General features: G+C 34.6%; 15 protein-coding genes. 7 read left to right on the plus strand and 8 right to left on the minus strand.

What is annotated here, in order from left to right; genetic code table 11:
* Positions 1-143: 143 nt before the first annotated feature.
* From ABVM53_RS15245 to ABVM53_RS15255, 3 genes are read right to left on the minus strand one after another with little or no spacing between them, the layout of a single operon-like run.
* Positions 144-1,097: an AAA family ATPase gene (locus ABVM53_RS15245; protein WP_405327803.1), complete on the minus strand. Its 954-nt coding sequence runs from the start codon at positions 1,095-1,097 to the stop codon at positions 144-146.
* A gap of 3 nt (positions 1,098-1,100) precedes the next feature.
* Positions 1,101-2,531, minus strand: coding sequence for a peptidylprolyl isomerase (locus ABVM53_RS15250; protein WP_405327806.1), 1,431 nt, complete (start codon positions 2,529-2,531; stop codon positions 1,101-1,103).
* Positions 2,515-3,381 carry a peptidyl-prolyl cis-trans isomerase gene (locus ABVM53_RS15255; protein ID WP_128756828.1) on the minus strand — a complete coding sequence of 289 codons (867 nt, stop codon included), beginning with the start codon at positions 3,379-3,381 and terminating at the stop codon, positions 2,515-2,517. Before ABVM53_RS15255 ends, ABVM53_RS15250 begins: the two co-directional genes overlap by 17 nt.
* A 173-nt stretch (positions 3,382-3,554) precedes the next feature.
* Here ABVM53_RS15255 and ABVM53_RS15260 point away from each other — a divergent pair, with 173 nt between their 5' ends.
* The 3 genes from ABVM53_RS15260 (at position 3,555) to ABVM53_RS15270 (ending at position 4,891) form a co-directional block, all read left to right on the plus strand.
* Complete coding sequence (locus ABVM53_RS15260) at positions 3,555-3,998, plus strand: SRPBCC family protein (protein WP_405327809.1); 444 nt, start codon at positions 3,555-3,557, stop codon at positions 3,996-3,998.
* Positions 3,999-4,032: 34 nt separating this feature from the next.
* The gene (locus ABVM53_RS15265) at positions 4,033-4,269 is read left to right on the plus strand and encodes a hypothetical protein (RefSeq protein ID WP_405327812.1); all 237 of its coding nucleotides are present in this window, start codon (positions 4,033-4,035) and stop codon (positions 4,267-4,269) included.
* Positions 4,270-4,381: 112 nt separating this feature from the next.
* Positions 4,382-4,891, plus strand: coding sequence for an OmpH family outer membrane protein (locus ABVM53_RS15270; protein ID WP_405327814.1), 510 nt, complete (start codon positions 4,382-4,384; stop codon positions 4,889-4,891).
* A 74-nt stretch (positions 4,892-4,965) separates the two neighbouring features.
* Here ABVM53_RS15270 and guaB read toward each other — a convergent pair whose 3' ends face one another.
* The 4 genes from guaB to ABVM53_RS15290 form a co-directional block, all read right to left on the minus strand.
* The gene (guaB, locus tag ABVM53_RS15275; protein ID WP_371456724.1) at positions 4,966-6,438 is read right to left on the minus strand and encodes an IMP dehydrogenase; all 1,473 of its coding nucleotides are present in this window, start codon (positions 6,436-6,438) and stop codon (positions 4,966-4,968) included.
* A gap of 118 nt (positions 6,439-6,556) precedes the next feature.
* Positions 6,557-7,423 carry a hydroxymethylglutaryl-CoA lyase gene (locus ABVM53_RS15280; protein WP_405327817.1) on the minus strand — a complete coding sequence of 289 codons (867 nt, stop codon included), beginning with the start codon at positions 7,421-7,423 and terminating at the stop codon, positions 6,557-6,559.
* Positions 7,424-7,480: 57 nt separating this feature from the next.
* Positions 7,481-9,427: an ATP-binding protein gene (locus ABVM53_RS15285; RefSeq protein WP_405327820.1), complete on the minus strand. Its 1,947-nt coding sequence runs from the start codon at positions 9,425-9,427 to the stop codon at positions 7,481-7,483.
* 57 nt (positions 9,428-9,484) lie between these two features.
* On the minus strand, positions 9,485-10,504 hold the full coding sequence (locus ABVM53_RS15290; RefSeq protein WP_405327823.1) for a quinone-dependent dihydroorotate dehydrogenase: 1,020 nt from the start codon (positions 10,502-10,504) through the stop codon (positions 9,485-9,487).
* 333 nt (positions 10,505-10,837) lie between these two features.
* Here ABVM53_RS15290 and pepT point away from each other — a divergent pair, with 333 nt between their 5' ends.
* Positions 10,838-12,073, plus strand: coding sequence for a peptidase T (gene pepT / locus ABVM53_RS15295; RefSeq protein WP_405327826.1), 1,236 nt, complete (start codon positions 10,838-10,840; stop codon positions 12,071-12,073).
* Between the two features lie 58 nt (positions 12,074-12,131).
* On the opposite strand, the gene ABVM53_RS15300 is transcribed toward pepT, so the two are convergent.
* The gene (locus ABVM53_RS15300; RefSeq protein ID WP_405327829.1) at positions 12,132-12,674 is read right to left on the minus strand and encodes a DUF421 domain-containing protein; all 543 of its coding nucleotides are present in this window, start codon (positions 12,672-12,674) and stop codon (positions 12,132-12,134) included.
* Positions 12,675-12,865: 191 nt separating this feature from the next.
* Here ABVM53_RS15300 and sbnA point away from each other — a divergent pair, with 191 nt between their 5' ends.
* Genes sbnA through ABVM53_RS15315 form a run of 3 tightly spaced genes read left to right on the plus strand, consistent with a single transcriptional unit; the run spans position 12,866 to position 17,023 of the window.
* Positions 12,866-13,846, plus strand: coding sequence for a 2,3-diaminopropionate biosynthesis protein SbnA (gene sbnA / locus ABVM53_RS15305; RefSeq protein ID WP_405327832.1), 981 nt, complete (start codon positions 12,866-12,868; stop codon positions 13,844-13,846).
* Positions 13,846-15,612, plus strand: a complete 1,767-nt coding sequence (locus ABVM53_RS15310; RefSeq protein WP_405327835.1) for an FAD/NAD(P)-binding protein — start codon at positions 13,846-13,848, stop codon at positions 15,610-15,612. Before sbnA ends, ABVM53_RS15310 begins: the two co-directional genes overlap by 1 nt.
* Complete coding sequence (locus ABVM53_RS15315) at positions 15,602-17,023, plus strand: Y4yA family PLP-dependent enzyme (RefSeq protein WP_405327837.1); 1,422 nt, start codon at positions 15,602-15,604, stop codon at positions 17,021-17,023. Before ABVM53_RS15310 ends, ABVM53_RS15315 begins: the two co-directional genes overlap by 11 nt.
* Positions 17,024-17,033 lie beyond the last annotated feature (10 nt).

The following is a 17,033-nucleotide window of genomic DNA, read 5'->3' on the forward strand; positions in this document are numbered from 1 at the left end:
CCTATTGAAGAAATATCAAAAATTTTTAAATTTTGATAAATATATAACGATATCGTTGATTGATTTTAAGAATTAGATAGTTACGCGCTCAAAGTATTTAAAAGACGTCTGTTTTAGCTTATTTAGAGCGTCTCTATATTACTTTACAGCAAGGATTTTATAATATCCTGTAGCGTCAAACCTTCAGCTTCTGCTTTATAATTTTTGATAAGTCGGTGCCCAAGAATTCCTTGAGCTACTGCTTGAACATTTTCAATGTCTGGAGAATACTTTCCTTGCATTGCAGCATGCGCTTTTGCTGCAAGAATTAAATTTTGAGAGGCTCTGGGACCGGCACCCCAATCTATGTAATCTTTAACAATTTGTGGAGCAGCAGTTGAGTCTGGTCTTGTTTTAGCTACAAGTTTTACAGCGTACTCAATTACGTTATCTGCTACAGGAATACGGCGGATAAGTTGCTGGTAACTCACAATATCTTCGGCAGTAAATAGGGCATTCACCGTAGTTTTAGTATCTGCTGTAGTTGCTTTTACAATACGTACTTCTTCTTCATAAGTAGGATAGGAAAGATTTATTGCAAACATAAATCTATCTAGTTGCGCTTCTGGAAGCGGGTAAGTTCCCTCCTGCTCTATTGGATTTTGTGTTGCCAGTACAAAATAAGGAGCATTTAACTTGTATTGTTTTCCGGCTACAGTTACTGCTTTTTCCTGCATAGCCTCTAATAAGGCTGCTTGTGTTTTAGGCGGAGTCCGGTTAATCTCATCTGCTAAAATGATATTAGAAAAAACAGGCCCTTTTAAAAATTTAAAAGAGCGGTTTTCATCTAATATTTCAGAACCTACGATATCACTGGGCATTAAATCTGGCGTAAACTGGATACGTTTAAAATCTAGTCCTAATGTTTGAGCAACAGTATTTACCATCAACGTCTTTGCTAATCCAGGGACACCAATTAATAAAGCGTGACCTCCAGAAAAAATTGAAATTATGATTTGCTCTATAACTTCATCCTGACCTATGATAATTTTACCTATTTCCTTTTTTAAATCTTTAAAACGGTCAACAAGTGTATCTATCGCCTTAACATCAGACATAAATTATTTTTTTAACCAGTTACTGCTATACTCACAGTCTTTTCGAGTTCCATTAAGTTTAATATAGGTTTCAGCAATTTTTTCATTCTGCCATTTCTCAATAGCTTTAATACGCTTTGCCTGTAAAGTAAACTCTTTAATTTTCACATAATCCAAAGCAAAATCTGCTTCGTGTTCTTCTAGACGATCAGAAACTGTATAAATTTCATAACGGGTCTTACCGGTACGTGTAGGGTTATTAAAAGCAATTGAAATTTCTCCTTCTTTTAAATTCTGAACTTTCGGATATAAATCTGGAGGAAGATTTTTTAATTCAAACATACGGTCTTGAGTTACCGGATTAATCATTATACCTCCATCACTTGCAGTTTCTTTCTCATCAGAGAACTCCTTTGCAGCTTCGGCAAAAGTAAGCTCGCCTTCTTCTATACGTTTCTTTATTTTCTCAATTTTATCTTTCGCTTCATTTTCAGCAACGGTAGTTACTTTAGGTATTCTTAAGATGTGTCTTAGATCAATTTTCTGACCTCTTATTTTTTCAACCTTTATTATATGGTAACCAAATTCTGTTTCAAAAGGCTTACTTACTTCGCCTTCTTCCAGACTAAAAGCAACATCTCTAAATTCTTTTACAAATTGTGATTTACGATCCACATCTTTAATTAGACCGCCATCTCCTCGACTAGACTCATCTTCAGACCATAACACTGCCTTTGTTGCAAAACTGCTTCCATTTTCTACAATGTCTTTACGGTAGCCATTAAGTTCGTCAATTACCTTTTGCTTTTCCGCTTGCGGAACTTCCGGCTCTATTAAAATTTTTGAAACTTCTAGTTCAACACCAAATTGTGGTAAACCATCACGCTCAAGACCTTTAAAGTAATCTCGTATTTCTTCTGGAGTAACTTCAACATCCTCAACAATTTTTTGCTGCATTGCTTTAGCCAACTCCTGATTTCTGTTAAGCTCCAGAAGTTCTTTTTGAAGATCACTCATTTTTTCTTTTTTATAGAACTTTAAAACGCGTTCTTCAGATCCACCAAATTGATTCAAGAAATAATCAATTTGTTGTTGCGTGTAGGATCGTACCTGGTCTTCAGAAATGGTAATACTATCTACAACTGCATGGTGCGCATATAACTTATCTTCCATAAGCTTATCAAGCACCTTACACTCTGTTAAAGCCTCTGCTTCTACTTTTTGCTGTTTAAGGCTTTCTATAGCTTGTTGAATATCACTATCTAATATCACAAACTCCCCAACAACTGCCGCTACTCCATCAACTTTAAAAGTAGTTCCTGTGGTAGGTGCTTTAGGCTCCACTTCTGCAGTCTCAGTATCTTCTGTAGTTGAGATGATTTCCTGAGCACTTAATAGATTTCCTGATAATAGGCTTATCAAGAGAACTAGATAAAGGTTAATTGTAGAGTTCAAATTCTTTATTTTTGATTGCATCTTTGGTAATATCTTTTTCTAATTGTTTAATAAATTCTAATTTTCTTCTATTAAGAAGTATTTGTTTAACCGTTGGTAACACATATTCTAAAGGCGCATCTGCATTACGATTAAGCTTATCTTTTACAGCGATCAAATATAATCCTAATGAATCACGCAACTGTAAAAATTCAGTTTTATTTAGTAGCCTGTCACTATTTTCGACTGATATCGGCGGAATAATCGCGATCACTTTATCTCTACGTATCCAGGTTGAATCATTTAAATATTGTGCCTTAAACTGAACAGAAATTGAATCTAGAAATTTTTTATCCTGTTTGTTAAAACGCGTAAACCTTCTTTTAATCTCTTCAATATTATAATCGGTATCTGCCATTTTTATATACCGAAGCTTCAATAATTCTTCATTCAACTTAAAGTTGGCTTTATTTTCCTTATAAAATGCCTTTGCCTCAGCATCTGTAATTGTACTGTCTAAATTACGTTCTACAAGAGCATCTTTATATGCTTGTGAGTACAACTCCGAACGATACTGATTTACTAAATTATTTAATCGCTCCTGCTCCTCGCTTGTTATATTACGTTGCGCACCACTCATCAACAACTTCTGAGTTGCCCAGCGTGTTATAAAACTTGATACAACAAGCGCACTATCTTGCTCTGTCATTTCTGCTGTAACCAGATTTGCGATATCTTCTTTATACAAATAACTATCACCTACCCGAGCTACAGGGTCTCCTACCGGAGCCTTTGTGCCTAAAAGATCACACGAGATCAAAACCAGTGCACAAGTGATAACAAAGACGACTCGATTTAAAAGGTGTGACATAAATTTAAAATTAAATGCTTTTAACTTTTTATACTTTGATAAAAGACTTATCACGTAAAAGACTGCAAAATTAAACATTAATTACCAGATCATCGAGAACTCTAAATAATCTAATAGAGCACCAATCTTATAATATGTATATTTCACAAAAAAAGTGCAACAAAAGAAATAATATGAAGTATTCTCTTAAAATCATAATTGACTTACCTCTAAAAGAAACCATTTCTAAAATGGATAGTCTTGAAAACTTGAAAAAATGGCAAGACGGATTAATATCTGCCCGAGTTGTTTCTGGAAATTTTGGTGAGCAAGGAGCTAAAACAGAATTAAAATATGATTTTGGCAAACGTAAAATAACGATGATAGAAACCATTCTTGAAACTGAAATGCCACATCATTTAATTGCTGAATATAGAGCGCCGGGTGTCTTAAATATTCAAAAGAACACATTTGAAAGTACCGAAGACGGCAAAACCGTATGGCGCTCTGAGAGTGAGTTTAAATTTGAAGGTTTAGCTATGAAAACCTTAGGGTTACTTATGCCGGGAATATTCAAAAAACAATCACTCAAGTATATGCGGGATTTTAAGAACTTTGCAGAATCAGAAATTGCCTAGTTTTTTTGGCACAAGAATTGAAATACAAGTTATAATGAACACTAAACTTAAATTAATCTGGGACTTTAGAGGTCCAGATTCAAAGAAAATAGCAGAACATCACGTGATACATCTCAATGATTATATTGCTTCTAGTGAACTAAAAGATAGTACTACTGGAATAGAAGTAAAATCGAGCTCTTACAGCATTGCCTATATTACGGTTTATAAATCTGAGATGATTGCAGTGCGGGATGCTCTTAAACCGCATCGTGGCGAATTTCTTGATTAACCTTTAAAAAGCTTTGTTAGCTCAACCGCTTTTTTATCTTTGTTTGTACTTTTTTAAAAACCAATTAATAAATATAACGACAGCCTCATCCAGAGGTATTAAAAATTAAAGAATGAAAAAAATATTTATCCCCTTAGCAGCTTTTCTAATTAGTGTGAGTGCATTTGCACAATCAAAGGTAGGTACTATTGATAGCGATCTTGTGATTTCAAGTTTAAATGAAGTGACACAAGTACAAAAAGATCTAGAAGCTTACGGAGCTGATCTTGATAAGCAGTTCAAAGAATTAGTTTCAAAATATCAGTCTGCGGTAACGGCATACCAAAATGCAGAAGCTACAGCTACAGAAGAAGATAAAAAGGCTAAGCAAGAGGAAATAGTAGGAATGGAAGAGGACATTCAGAGATTTAGACAAAATTCTCAAGGTTTAATTCAAATTAAACAAAATGAATTAATGCAGCCATTGTATCAGAAAGTAGGTCAAGCTTTAGATGCTGTTGCTAAAGAACAGAAGTATTCTCAAGTTCTTACTCTTAACTCTGGAGTAGCTTATTTTGATCCGGCTTTAGATCTTACAGAAGCAGTTGCTAAGAAACTTGGTGTTACTTTAAAAACGGAGTAATATCTTCACCGTTATCAAAAAAAAAAATAGGAGCAATTGCTCCTATTTTTTTTTACTTATATATCACCAAACTGTTATCTACTATAATTAGGAGATTCTTTTGTGATAGTAACATCATGTGGATGACTTTCGTTGATTCCGCTTGCGGTAATTTTCACAAAACGACCGTTATCTTTAAGTGTTGCAATATCCTTTGCTCCGCAATATCCCATACCTGCACGTAGACCTCCTATAAATTGGTGAACACTTTCATAAAGTTCGCCTTTATAAGGAACACGACCTACAATACCTTCTGGAACAAGCTTTTTAATATCATCTTCTACATCTTGGAAGTATCTGTCTTTTGAACCAGTTTTCATAGCTTCAACAGAACCCATTCCACGATAGGTCTTAAACTTACGACCTTCATATATAATCGTTTCTCCCGGAGATTCTTTTGTTCCTGCAAGAAGTGACCCAAGCATTACGCAATCTGCTCCCGCAGCAATCGCTTTAGGGATATCGCCGGTATATCTAATACCACCATCTGCAATAACAGGAACACCAGTACCTTTTAATGCAGCACCTACTTCTAATACTGCACTAAATTGTGGAAATCCTACACCTGCAACAACACGTGTGGTACATATAGATCCAGGGCCTATTCCTACCTTCACAGCATCAGCACCCGCTTCTACAAGATATCTTGCAGCATCGGCAGTTGCAATATTTCCTACAACTACATCAAGTCCGGGAAATTTTTCTTTTACTTGTTTTAATACACGTACTACACCTTGTGTATGCCCGTGCGCAGTATCTATTACTACAGCATCAACTCCAGCATTTACAAGCGCTTCAACGCGGTCTACAGCATCACCCGTAACACCTACCGCGGCAGCAACACGTAATCTTCCGTAGGTATCTTTATTTGCAATTGGCTTTTGGGTAAGTTTTGTTATATCTCTAAACGTTATTAAGCCTATAAGTTTGTTATCGTCTGTAACTACCGGTAGCTTCTCTATTTTCTTCTCTTGCAATATCACCTCAGCCTCACCTAAAGAGGTACCTTCAGCCGTAGTGATTAAATTTTCGCTAGTCATTACCTCAACAATAGCACGCTCTTCATTTTTTTCAAAACGCAAATCTCGGTTTGTAACTATTCCTTGTAAGTGTCCTTTGTCATCTATAATAGGAATACCCCCAATGCTATGCTCAGACATCAAACGTTTTGCGTCTTTTACTTTTGCATCTAGACCAAGCGTAACGGGATCGATGATCATACCACTTTCGGCACGCTTTACACGACGAACTTTCACCGCTTGTTCTTCAATGGTCATATTCTTATGTAACACACCTATACCACCTTCACGAGCTATAGCAATTGCCATACGTGACTCAGTAACGGTATCCATAGCAGCAGATACAATGGGTACATTAAGTGTGATATTTCTAGAAAATTTAGATTGAATGTTTACTTCGCGCGGAAGTACTTCAGAATATGCGGGAACTAAGAGTACGTCATCATAAGTTAGACCTTCTCCTACTATTTTAGTTTCGTGTGCCGTCATTGCAATTAAGATTTAATTGCGTGCAAAGGTACTGCTAATATCTTAAAATAGCGGTGTATTTTTAGACTAAAGACGGTAATTGCTATTTCTGGGATAGACCGGCTTAAGAAAAACTCAATTAATGGTAATTATGAAAGATTTTTGACGCTTCATTGTATGCAGATTCAAAACTCATAGGTCTTATACCAGAATCATCTTTCACACTCGTAAAATAAGAGAGTATTTTTTCTGTAGGCATATTTCCTGTTAAGTCATCTTTTGCCATGGGGCAACCGCCAAAGCCTTGTATAGCACCATCAAAACGACGGCATCCTGCTTTATAGGCAGCGTCGATTTTCTCGTGCCATTTTACAGGTGTCGTATGCAAGTGGGCCCCGAATTCTATTTGAGGATACTTTGGAATAAGATTGCTAAATAAATAATCAATGGTTTTTGCATCAGAACTTCCTACCGTATCTGATAGTGATAATATTGAAACTCCCATATTAGAGAGCTTCTCTGTCCACTCTCCTACTATTTCAACATTCCAAGGGTCGCCATAGGGATTACCAAAACCCATAGAAATATAGGTAACTACTTCTTTATTATGTTTATCTGCAAGATTTAATATTTCCTGAAGTAACGCCACCGATTCTGCTATGGTTTTATGCGTATTACGCATCTGAAAATTTTCAGAAATACTAAACGGATAGCCCAAATAATTAATTTCAGGATGAACAACCGCTTCTTCTGCTCCTCGTAAATTTGCTATAATTGCCAGCAATTTTGTCGAAGTTCTACTTAAATCTAATTTACCCAGTACCTCAGCCGTATCCACCATTTGAGGTATGGCTTTGGGAGAAACAAAACTTCCAAAATCGAGTGTATCAAAACCGCACCGCAATAAAGATTGCAAATATTGCACCTTCATATCTGTAGGTATAAAGTCTTTTATACCCTGCATTGCATCACGTGGACATTCTATAATTTTAAGCGCCTGGCTCATTTTTTAAATTTAAATAACAGGATAAAGATACAATTTAAAGGAAGTAGGTTATCAATACTATTCTCCATGCATATGGGTAGGTATAACTAGTGTAAATGTAGATCCTTTGCCCATTTCACTTCTAGCTTCAATGTGCCCTCCTATTTTACTAGCTATTTCTTGACATAAGATAAGACCTATACCATTACCAGGTTCATCAGCAGTTCCCTTTAAGGTATAGCGCTCTTGATCTACTAAGACCTTTTTAATTTTATCTTCAGAAATCCCGATACCCGTATCTGTAATATCAATATGATAATTGTCTTTATTATAATTCGTGCTAAATGTTATGGTACCATCAACGGGAGTAAATTTAACAGCATTATTAATTAGATTACGCAGTAATACACGCAATACCTGAGAATCGGTATTTATAGTTTCTTCTTTGTTAATATTATTTACAACCTTAATGTTTTTTCGGTTTATAAAAATCATTTCTACTTGTAGCGCCTCTCTAATAAATTTGTCTGTATTTAATTTGCTAAAGCTGAATTTAAAACCATTCATTTGAGATTTTGCCCACACAAGCACATTTTCAATCAGATAAAATAAATCTGAAGTTTGTTTTTGCAATTCGCTATACACCAAGGCAGTCTCTTCTTCATTTAAATTTTTATGATCCTCATGAAGTAAATTTATGCTGTTTAATATTGCTGCTAACGGACTTTTAACATCGTGAGCTACAATTGAAAACAAATTGTCTTTTTGACGATTAATAGCGGCAAGGTCACTGTTACTTGCATTAAGTCGCTTCTGATTGTCTTTTAGAACCTGATTGTTCTGTGCCTTAAATTTATAGAGACGATAAAGTATTATAATAATTACCAGAAGTAGTACGAGTATAATACCTACTGCATATATAGCGTGTTTCTGGCGTTCTATTTGTAAGGATTGAATTTCAGACTCATTGCGTAATAACTCATTTTCGTAAGCACGCTCTTCTTGAGCATATTTTGCTTTAATATTCTGAAAAATATTAGTTTGCTCCTCGTTATGAACTGTCTTATTTAGAGTCTTGTATCGCTGCGAGTAGGTTAAGGCTTTTGCATACTGATTCAAAGACTGATAGATAACTTCCTTTGATTCATAAAATACAAGGGTGAGATAGTGATCATTTAAAGATAGTATCTGCTCCTCAAGCCCTTCTAATAAATTCTCTGCTTCATTGTATTTGCCTAGACTATTCAACACTTGAGCTTTATAACAAGTCGCAAGTAATTTAAACTGTAACGGAACATTTTTTTGTTCTAAAGATGCATTCAAACTTTTTAAAGCCTCTTCAGGTTGATTAAGTAGAAACTGGGCCGTACCCATATTATAATTAGCTACAGAAAGCATACGCTTATCCACAAGCTTTTTTGAATAGGCTATAGAGCGTTTAGCATAATAGTAAGCACTATCCAGATTTTTCTTTTCACGATGTACTGCACCTAAATTAATGATCTCTTTTGTGTATTGACTCGTATGCTTAGCAGTATCAAGAAGCTTAATTGACTTGTGAAAATTTTCAAGAGCCGCATCATAATCCTTTAAATAAAAATCTAGAGCACCCAGATTTCCATATGTCGTACTCAGGCCATTTAAATCTGTACTCTTCTTATAATATTGAAGCGATTTCTGAAATTCAAGTATAGCGTCTGTATATTGGGATGTTACGACATTGTAAGTCCCCATTCTATTGTGGGCCTTAGCTATTGCAGCTTGAGAATTAATTTTCTTAGCTAATTCGAGTGATCTTTCAATATATATCTTGGAAGAATCTGGTTTATAATACAAGTATTGGTAGGCGATCTGCTCATTAATATCACTACGTACGGAATCTGATTTTGTATTTTTCAGAATATTTTGAAGAGAATCTATAATGACTTTTTGCCCGTAACTCACATTTGTTAACGAACACAACAACCAGCTGTTGAGCAGAAAAATAATCCACATCTTTATATTAGAGCTGCTTGTTATAGACATTAATGTATTTAGGGTTTTAGGGTTTATTAGGTAATTTAAGCAGAAAATGGTTTTATTTTATAAGCCGCGCAATAAAATTTCAGAATTTATTTTTTTAATAAGTTGGGGGCCTTCATAAATAAATCCTGTATAAAGCTGTACTAGCGAAGCACCAGCTTCTAATTTTTCTATAGCATCTTCTTTTGTATGAATACCTCCTACTCCTATGATCGGGAACGCCTTATTACTTTTTTCAGATAAAAATCGTATAACTTCTGTTGAGCGACTTCTTAAGGGTTTACCGCTTAAACCACCCATTTCAGATTTAGTTTCTGAAGTAAGCCCTTCTCTACTTATGGTTGTGTTGGTAGCGATTACACCTGCAATTTTGGTTGTGTTTACGATCTCGATAATATCGAGTAATTGATCATTTGTAAGATCTGGAGCTATTTTTAAAAGAATAGGTTTTTGACGTTGCTTATTAGCATTGAGTTGCTGCAAACCAGTTAATAATTTTGTCAACGGTTCTTTATCTTGTAAAGCTCTCAAATTAGGCGTATTTGGCGAACTTACATTTACAACAAAGTAGTCTACATAATCGAATAAAGCGTTAAAGCATATTTTATAATCTTCAAATGCTTCCTCATTAGGCGTAATTTTATTTTTACCAATATTACCGCCTATTAAAACATTTTTATTCTTTTTTAATCGTTTTACAGCCTCATCTACTCCCCCATTATTAAATCCCATTCGGTTAATAATTGCTTGATCTTCTTTAAGCCGAAATAGACGTTTTTTAGGGTTTCCATCTTGTGGCTTAGGAGTAAGAGTTCCGATCTCGACAAATCCAAAACCAAAATCAGAAAGCTCTTGAAACAATTTTGCATCTTTATCAAAACCTGCAGCAAGACCTACTGGATTTTTAAATTTTAAGCCGAATACCGTACGTTCTAAGCGCTTATCTTCTACATTAAATACGGGTTTTAAAAGTTTAGTTAACCCAATCCCACTTAATAAGCGAATACTCTTAAAGGTAAAATGATGTACTTTTTCTGGATCATATTTAAAAAGTAAAGGCCTAATAATTGATTTATACATAGTAGCTGAGTAAGTAGCTTCAAAAATACATTTGCTCAAGTAATTTCTAAAAGAAATAGTAATTTAATAGTTAGCATTTTTTCAAATAAATCGTTTATCCACGGCAAATAATTCAATAAATAAGGATTAAGTCTTTTAATACTGATTAATAACTCAACATTTAAAGAATAAATTTTAACGGGTATGCTATAATCTATAAGGAGAATATTAATTTTGCGAAAAATTTTAGTTACCAACGGGTTGGCCATTATAATTATAAATTATAAGTAAGATATTTGTATTTAAATTATTAGGAATATCACGGCCACACTCATCGATAAGCAACCTCCAGTTATGATAGAAAAAGACGCACTAGTAAATAGATTTTTGAGTTATGTGACTATAGACACACAAAGTGATGAAAATAGTCTTAGTACACCCAGTACATCCAAGCAATGGGATCTTGCAAATAAATTGCATCAGGAATTGTTAGATATGGGCCTTTCTGATGCCTCCATCGATGAAAATGGCTACATAATGGCTACTCTGCCATCAACAACTTCGGCTATTGTACCTACCATTGGCTTTATTGCGCATTACGATACAACACCAGATTTTACAGGAACTAATGTTAATCCGCAAATTGTAGAAAATTACGACGGAAAAGATATCGTATTAAATGCCGATTTAGATATAGTTTTATCACCGGGCGATTTTGATGATTTATTGCAATATGAAGGTCAAACATTGATCACGACCGATGGAACTACACTATTAGGTGCAGATGATAAAGCAGGTATTACCGAAATAATGGAAGCTTTAAAATACCTTAAAAATAATCCTCAAATTGAGCACGGAACTATACGCGTGGGATTCACACCCGATGAAGAAATAGGTCGTGGCGCACATAAATTTGATGTAGAAAAGTTTGGTGCTGCATGGGCTTACACAATGGATGGAAGCCAGATTGGCGAACTAGAGTTTGAAAATTTTAATGCGGCTGGGGTAAAAGTTTTTGTAAAAGGAAAAAGTGTGCATCCAGGTTATGCAAAAGGTAAAATGATTAACAGCATTTACATTGCTCAAGATTTTATCAATTCGCTACCGCGTTTAGAAACTCCGGAGCATACTTCTGAGCGGGAAGGTTTTTTCCATTTAAATGGCATTACAGGAGATGTAGAGCAAACTGTACTTGAGTATATCATTAGAGATCACGATAGCGGACATTTTGAAGCTAGAAAAGAAGTTCTACACAATCTGGCTGTAGAAATTAATAGTCAGTATGGCTTGGAGCTTATTAGTATTGAAATTAAAGATCAATATTTTAATATGCGTGAGAAAATTGAGCCGGTCATGCATATTGTAGATTTAGCTGAAGAAGCTATGCGAGCAGTAGGTGTTAAACCATTAATAAAACCAATTCGTGGCGGTACAGATGGCTCTCAACTTTCATTTATGGGTTTACCTTGTCCTAATATATTTGCAGGTGGTCATAATTTTCACGGAAGATTTGAATATGTTCCTGTCGAAAGTATGATAAAAGCTACAGAGGTAATAATCAAGATTGCTGAACTAGCAACGAAATTGTAAAAAAATAAAGCCCTGACTTTTTTAAAAAAGTCAGGGCTTTATTTTTTTTTAATACTAACTACAAATTTACGTAGTCTGGAATACCCTTTACCCCTTGTAAAACTTTAGCATCTAACTCTGTAGTCTCAGAACTGTGAAGAACAGACATATCTCCGGTAGACTCTAGAATTACCGCTCTAACTTCAGAAAATTTAAGCGCATTAGCTTCTCTTAATTTTGCTATTAAATCATCTTCACCTACATTCGTTTTATCTAGGTTTTCATATAGTATTTTACCTTCATACATCAACATTACGGGTGAATTTGTAAATAATGAATCCAGTTTTTTTGACTTTCTGGTCACATAGGAAAAAAACGTCTGAAATAAGACTATACCTCCTAGAGCTATACTTCCCTTAAGCAGAGATTGATTCGTATTCAATACCACCGATGCTAATATTGATCCTATAGCAATCGTAGATGCAAAATCAAAACTCGACATTTTGGCAAATGTGCGCAGACCGCTTATTCGTGTTATGAGAATAATTACCGAAAATATGACGAGTATCGATATTAGTACTTTTACAATAATTGAGGCAGATGCAAATGTCCAGGTTTCCATAGTTGAGAATGAATTGTTAGTTGTTGCTCAAATTAAAGTAATGCACTGAGTTAAACCATAGACCGGTTTTGAATTTTTAAAATATTTAACTACATCTTGTTAAATATTGTTATTGTAAATAAGGCAGGATTAATAATCATATAGATTTGAGATTAAATCAACCAAGCTATTTATAAACACGTATTACAATTATGAATGCGACTCTCACTTCTCCAGTAAAATCTAGTCCTACGCAGTTTGACTCTATTTTAAATACTGTTGGAAATACACCTCTTGTACATCTGAAACAACTTTCTGCCTTAACAGGAATCGATGTATATGGCAAATTAGAAATGGCTAATCCCGGCGGAAGTATCAAAGACCGAACCTCTTTAAGTATTATAGAAGAAGGCATCAAGAATGGCGATATAACCCCTAGCACTACCCTTATTGAAAGTAGTAGTGGTAATATGGCTATAGGATTAGCACAAGTCTGTAGATATTATAATATTCCGCTAATCATTGTTGTTGATCCCAAAGCTAACAAGCATACTTTAAAAATCTTAAATGCTTATGGTGTAAAAGTTGACATTGTAGAAAAACCTAATGATGATGGTGGTTATCTAGGTGCTCGTCTGGATCGCGTACAAGAATTGGTAGATACACTTGATAATGCGGTATGGACAAATCAATACGGGAATAGAGCAAACCCGAAAGCACATTATGTAACGATGTCTGAAATTGCTTCTAGTTTGCCCGATGCAGATTACGTTTTTTCAGCAACTAGCACTTGCGGAACTTTAATGGGTTGCGCATCATATATCGAAGAGAAAAATCTCTCAACAAAATTAATCGCTGTAGATGCACAGGGTAGCGTTATTTTTGGTAATAAACCTAAAGAGCGTTTTATTCCCGGACATGGTGCAGGTTTACCTTCACAATTTTTAGATAAATCTTCTATTTATGATGTAATGCATATTTCTGATATGGAATGTGTAACGGGATGTAAAAAATTATTGGAAACAGAAAGTATATTAGCCGGAGGTTCTTCTGGTGCTGTCACTACTGCGTTTTTAAAACGAGTACCTGAACTACCAAAAAACTCAAAATGTGTTTTAATTCTTTGCGATCGCGGAGAACGGTATCTGGAAACTATTTATAATGAAGAATGGGTAGCTAAAAAATTAAAATAATGCCATCGGAAGCTTTTAATATAGCAATTATTGGGTTTGGCCCTAAAGGTTTTTATGGCTTTGAGCGTATTCTGGCATTTTTAAAAAAGTACAACATAACTTCTGATGTAAATATTCATCTTTTTAATGAGTCTGAAGCATTTGCCACAGGGTGGGTTTACGATGTAAATCAACCTGATTATTTATTGATGAATTATCCCAATCAGTTTATTTCTTGTGCTCCCGCTTCAGATCCACCTGCGTTAGTAACTATACCTTCATTTACTTCCTATATTTCCAAACGTACCGGTAATTCTGAAGATTATGAAAATTCTCAAATTGCTCCACGTAAAGAGGTAGGCGCATATCTGAGCTATTACTTTAATAAGTTAAAGGATGTTGCTACACCTTCAATAAAAATATATACCTATGTTGCTCGCGTATATGCAATTCACAAAATAGAATCTGGATATCGTATAGATGCTAAATCATTTGGAAAGCAGGTTATTGTAGATAAACTTTTAATTACAACTGGTCATTCCCCAAGTATCATAAGTAAAAAAACTACGGACGATTCTACAGATGCCACAATTCCATTTGTATATCCTTTTTCTGAAAAACTAACAGGTATAAAATCGCAAGCTATAGTAAGTTGTAAAGGTCTGGGCTTAACTGCTATTGATACTATTTTAGGACTTACCGAAGGCCGATCTGGATACTTTAAAAAAATTGACGGACAACAGTTGATGTATTACAAAAGTGGTTTAGAACCTAAATACATCCTTCCATTTTCCAGGTCTGGTATTCCTATAATACCTCGCGGAAACCATACCACGAAACAAAAACAAATCAGTTTTTACTTTAAATGCTTTGTATCGGGAATTAAAAATACTACAACCATATTTGATTTTGAATCTGAACTATTACCTATAGTAGAACAGGATATTATTGCGTCCTTTTATTTTCAATTATTTGAAAATAAAAATATCTCCATTGACCCTGATATCTCTTTTGACGAACTCGAAAAAAGAATTCTTGTCTTTCACAAAGAAAATCCTGAGGTTAAACGATTTTCGGTGAATGAATTATATAATCCCAACCAGATTGAAGGAAAAAATACTGATTTCAGCGTTATAAAATACTGGAAATTTTGGGTTACCGAAAATTCGAATCCTACTAGCCCATATGTGGCAGCGGCATCTGCATGGCGTTTTATATCTGATGATTTTAATTTTTTGTACAGTACAAATCGTCTAACACCAGAGTCTAAGAATTTCTTTCAGAAAAGCTATTTCGGATTATTCAATCGTATCTCATACGGACCTCCTGTGCAAAATATTGAAAAAATGATTGTACTTCATAACGCCGGAATTTTAGATTTCACTTTTGTTAAAAGTCCGATTATAAAAAAAGAAAATGAGAAGTTTATCTTTTGTTCTAATACCGAAACTATAGAGGTTGATTATCTTGTAGATTCGAGATTGCCAAGAGGATTTTCAAAAGAGGCTCCAGTTATTTTTAATAACTCTTCTGACGGACTTTTTTCAGTAGAGGAGAAATCAATAGATTATAACGAACTAAGATGCACTGCAGATGGCAGTATTATAAATCAGAATGATACCATAAATAAAGATATTGTCTGCTATGGGACGCCCACAGAAAATACACTGTTTGATAATGATACGCTATCCAGAAAGCACAATGATACTGTAACGCAATGGGCGCAGAATACAGCCTTATTAATTTTAAAAAATACGAACCGGTTAACCGCTACAAATGAATACTAAATTACCCAAGTTAGAACCTATTACTTCGGAGTGGATGTTCAAGTTTATCAATAATTTTGAACTTCAGGAGACCCTTTTTAATTCTTACGAATCTCCTATAAACATACATAGCTTAGATGCCTTCTCACGTAATATAAAAGAGTATCAGGAGATTTTAGCAACCTATAATTTTGATAGCAAAATTTTCTTTGCACGTAAAGCCAATAAATTTCAGAATCTTATAACCGCTGCAGTCGCAAATGGAATCGGTGTAGATACCGCTAGTTATGAAGAATTAAAACAATGTATAGATCTTCAGGTTGCGTCAGATAGACTTATATCCACTGCCGCAATAAAGAGTAGAAAAGTACTGGAGCTTGCCATTAAAAATAAGGTCTTGCTGGTGATCGATAATCAGGACGAATTGGATCAAGCTGCACAAATTGCAAGAGAAAATAATATCAAAGCTAAAATAGGAATTCGTATTTCTGGGTTTTACTATGAAGGCAACAAACTTTTGAGTCGCTTTGGCTTTGACATTGATGACATCGAAAGTTTAATGCAAAATTATTTTACAGAAGCCAATGAGCATTTGTTTAGTATCGAAGGGTTCCATTTTCATTTAGACGGTTACAGTACTTCACAACGAGGTGAATCTATACATCAAACATTAGACTTAATTGAAAAACTTAACTCTTCAAAAACCTCATTTAAATTTATAGATATTGGAGGCGGAATTTTGATGAATTATTTAAGACATCAAAATGAATGGAACCTCTTTAAAACAGAGCTTCAAAATGCCATTTTAGAACACCGCGAATCTCTTACCTATAATAATGATGGTTTAGGTTATACAAATAGAAACGGGCAAATAGAAGGTGACCTGGCAACTTACCCCTATTATAATGAAAACTCCAAAGCCAGTTTTCTAAAAGAAATATTGGATACTACAAATGATTCAAGCAAAGCCGTATATCAGAGATTAGAGCAATTAAATATAGAATTAAGATTAGAACCGGGAAGAAGTTTACTCAACCAAGTTGGAATAACTGCGGCTCGAGTTGCACATCGCAAAGTTGATGCGCGTGGTAATCACCTCATTGGTTTAGAAATGAATATGTCTCAAATGAAAAGTTCGAGTGCAGATTTTTTACTCGATCCGTTTGTGTGTTACAAAAACCCGAATAAAGATGCTAAACCAGTTGAAGTGTATTTTACAGGAGCTTATTGTTTAGAACGTGATATTCTATTGAAGAGAAGAATCGAACTTCCTCAATTACCAGAAATTGGAGATACTATCATTTTTGTAAATACAGCAGGCTATATGATGCACTTTTTTGAAACTGAAGCGCATCTATTCAAGAGAGCTCAAAACCTTTCAGTTTTAGGAAGAGAAGAACATTATAAATTTGATGATTTTAAAACTGAATAACATTAAAAAT

The organism is Leeuwenhoekiella sp. LLG6367-2.1, assembly GCF_045055775.1.
GTDB classification, from domain to species: Bacteria; Bacteroidota; Bacteroidia; order Flavobacteriales; family Flavobacteriaceae; genus Leeuwenhoekiella; species Leeuwenhoekiella aequorea.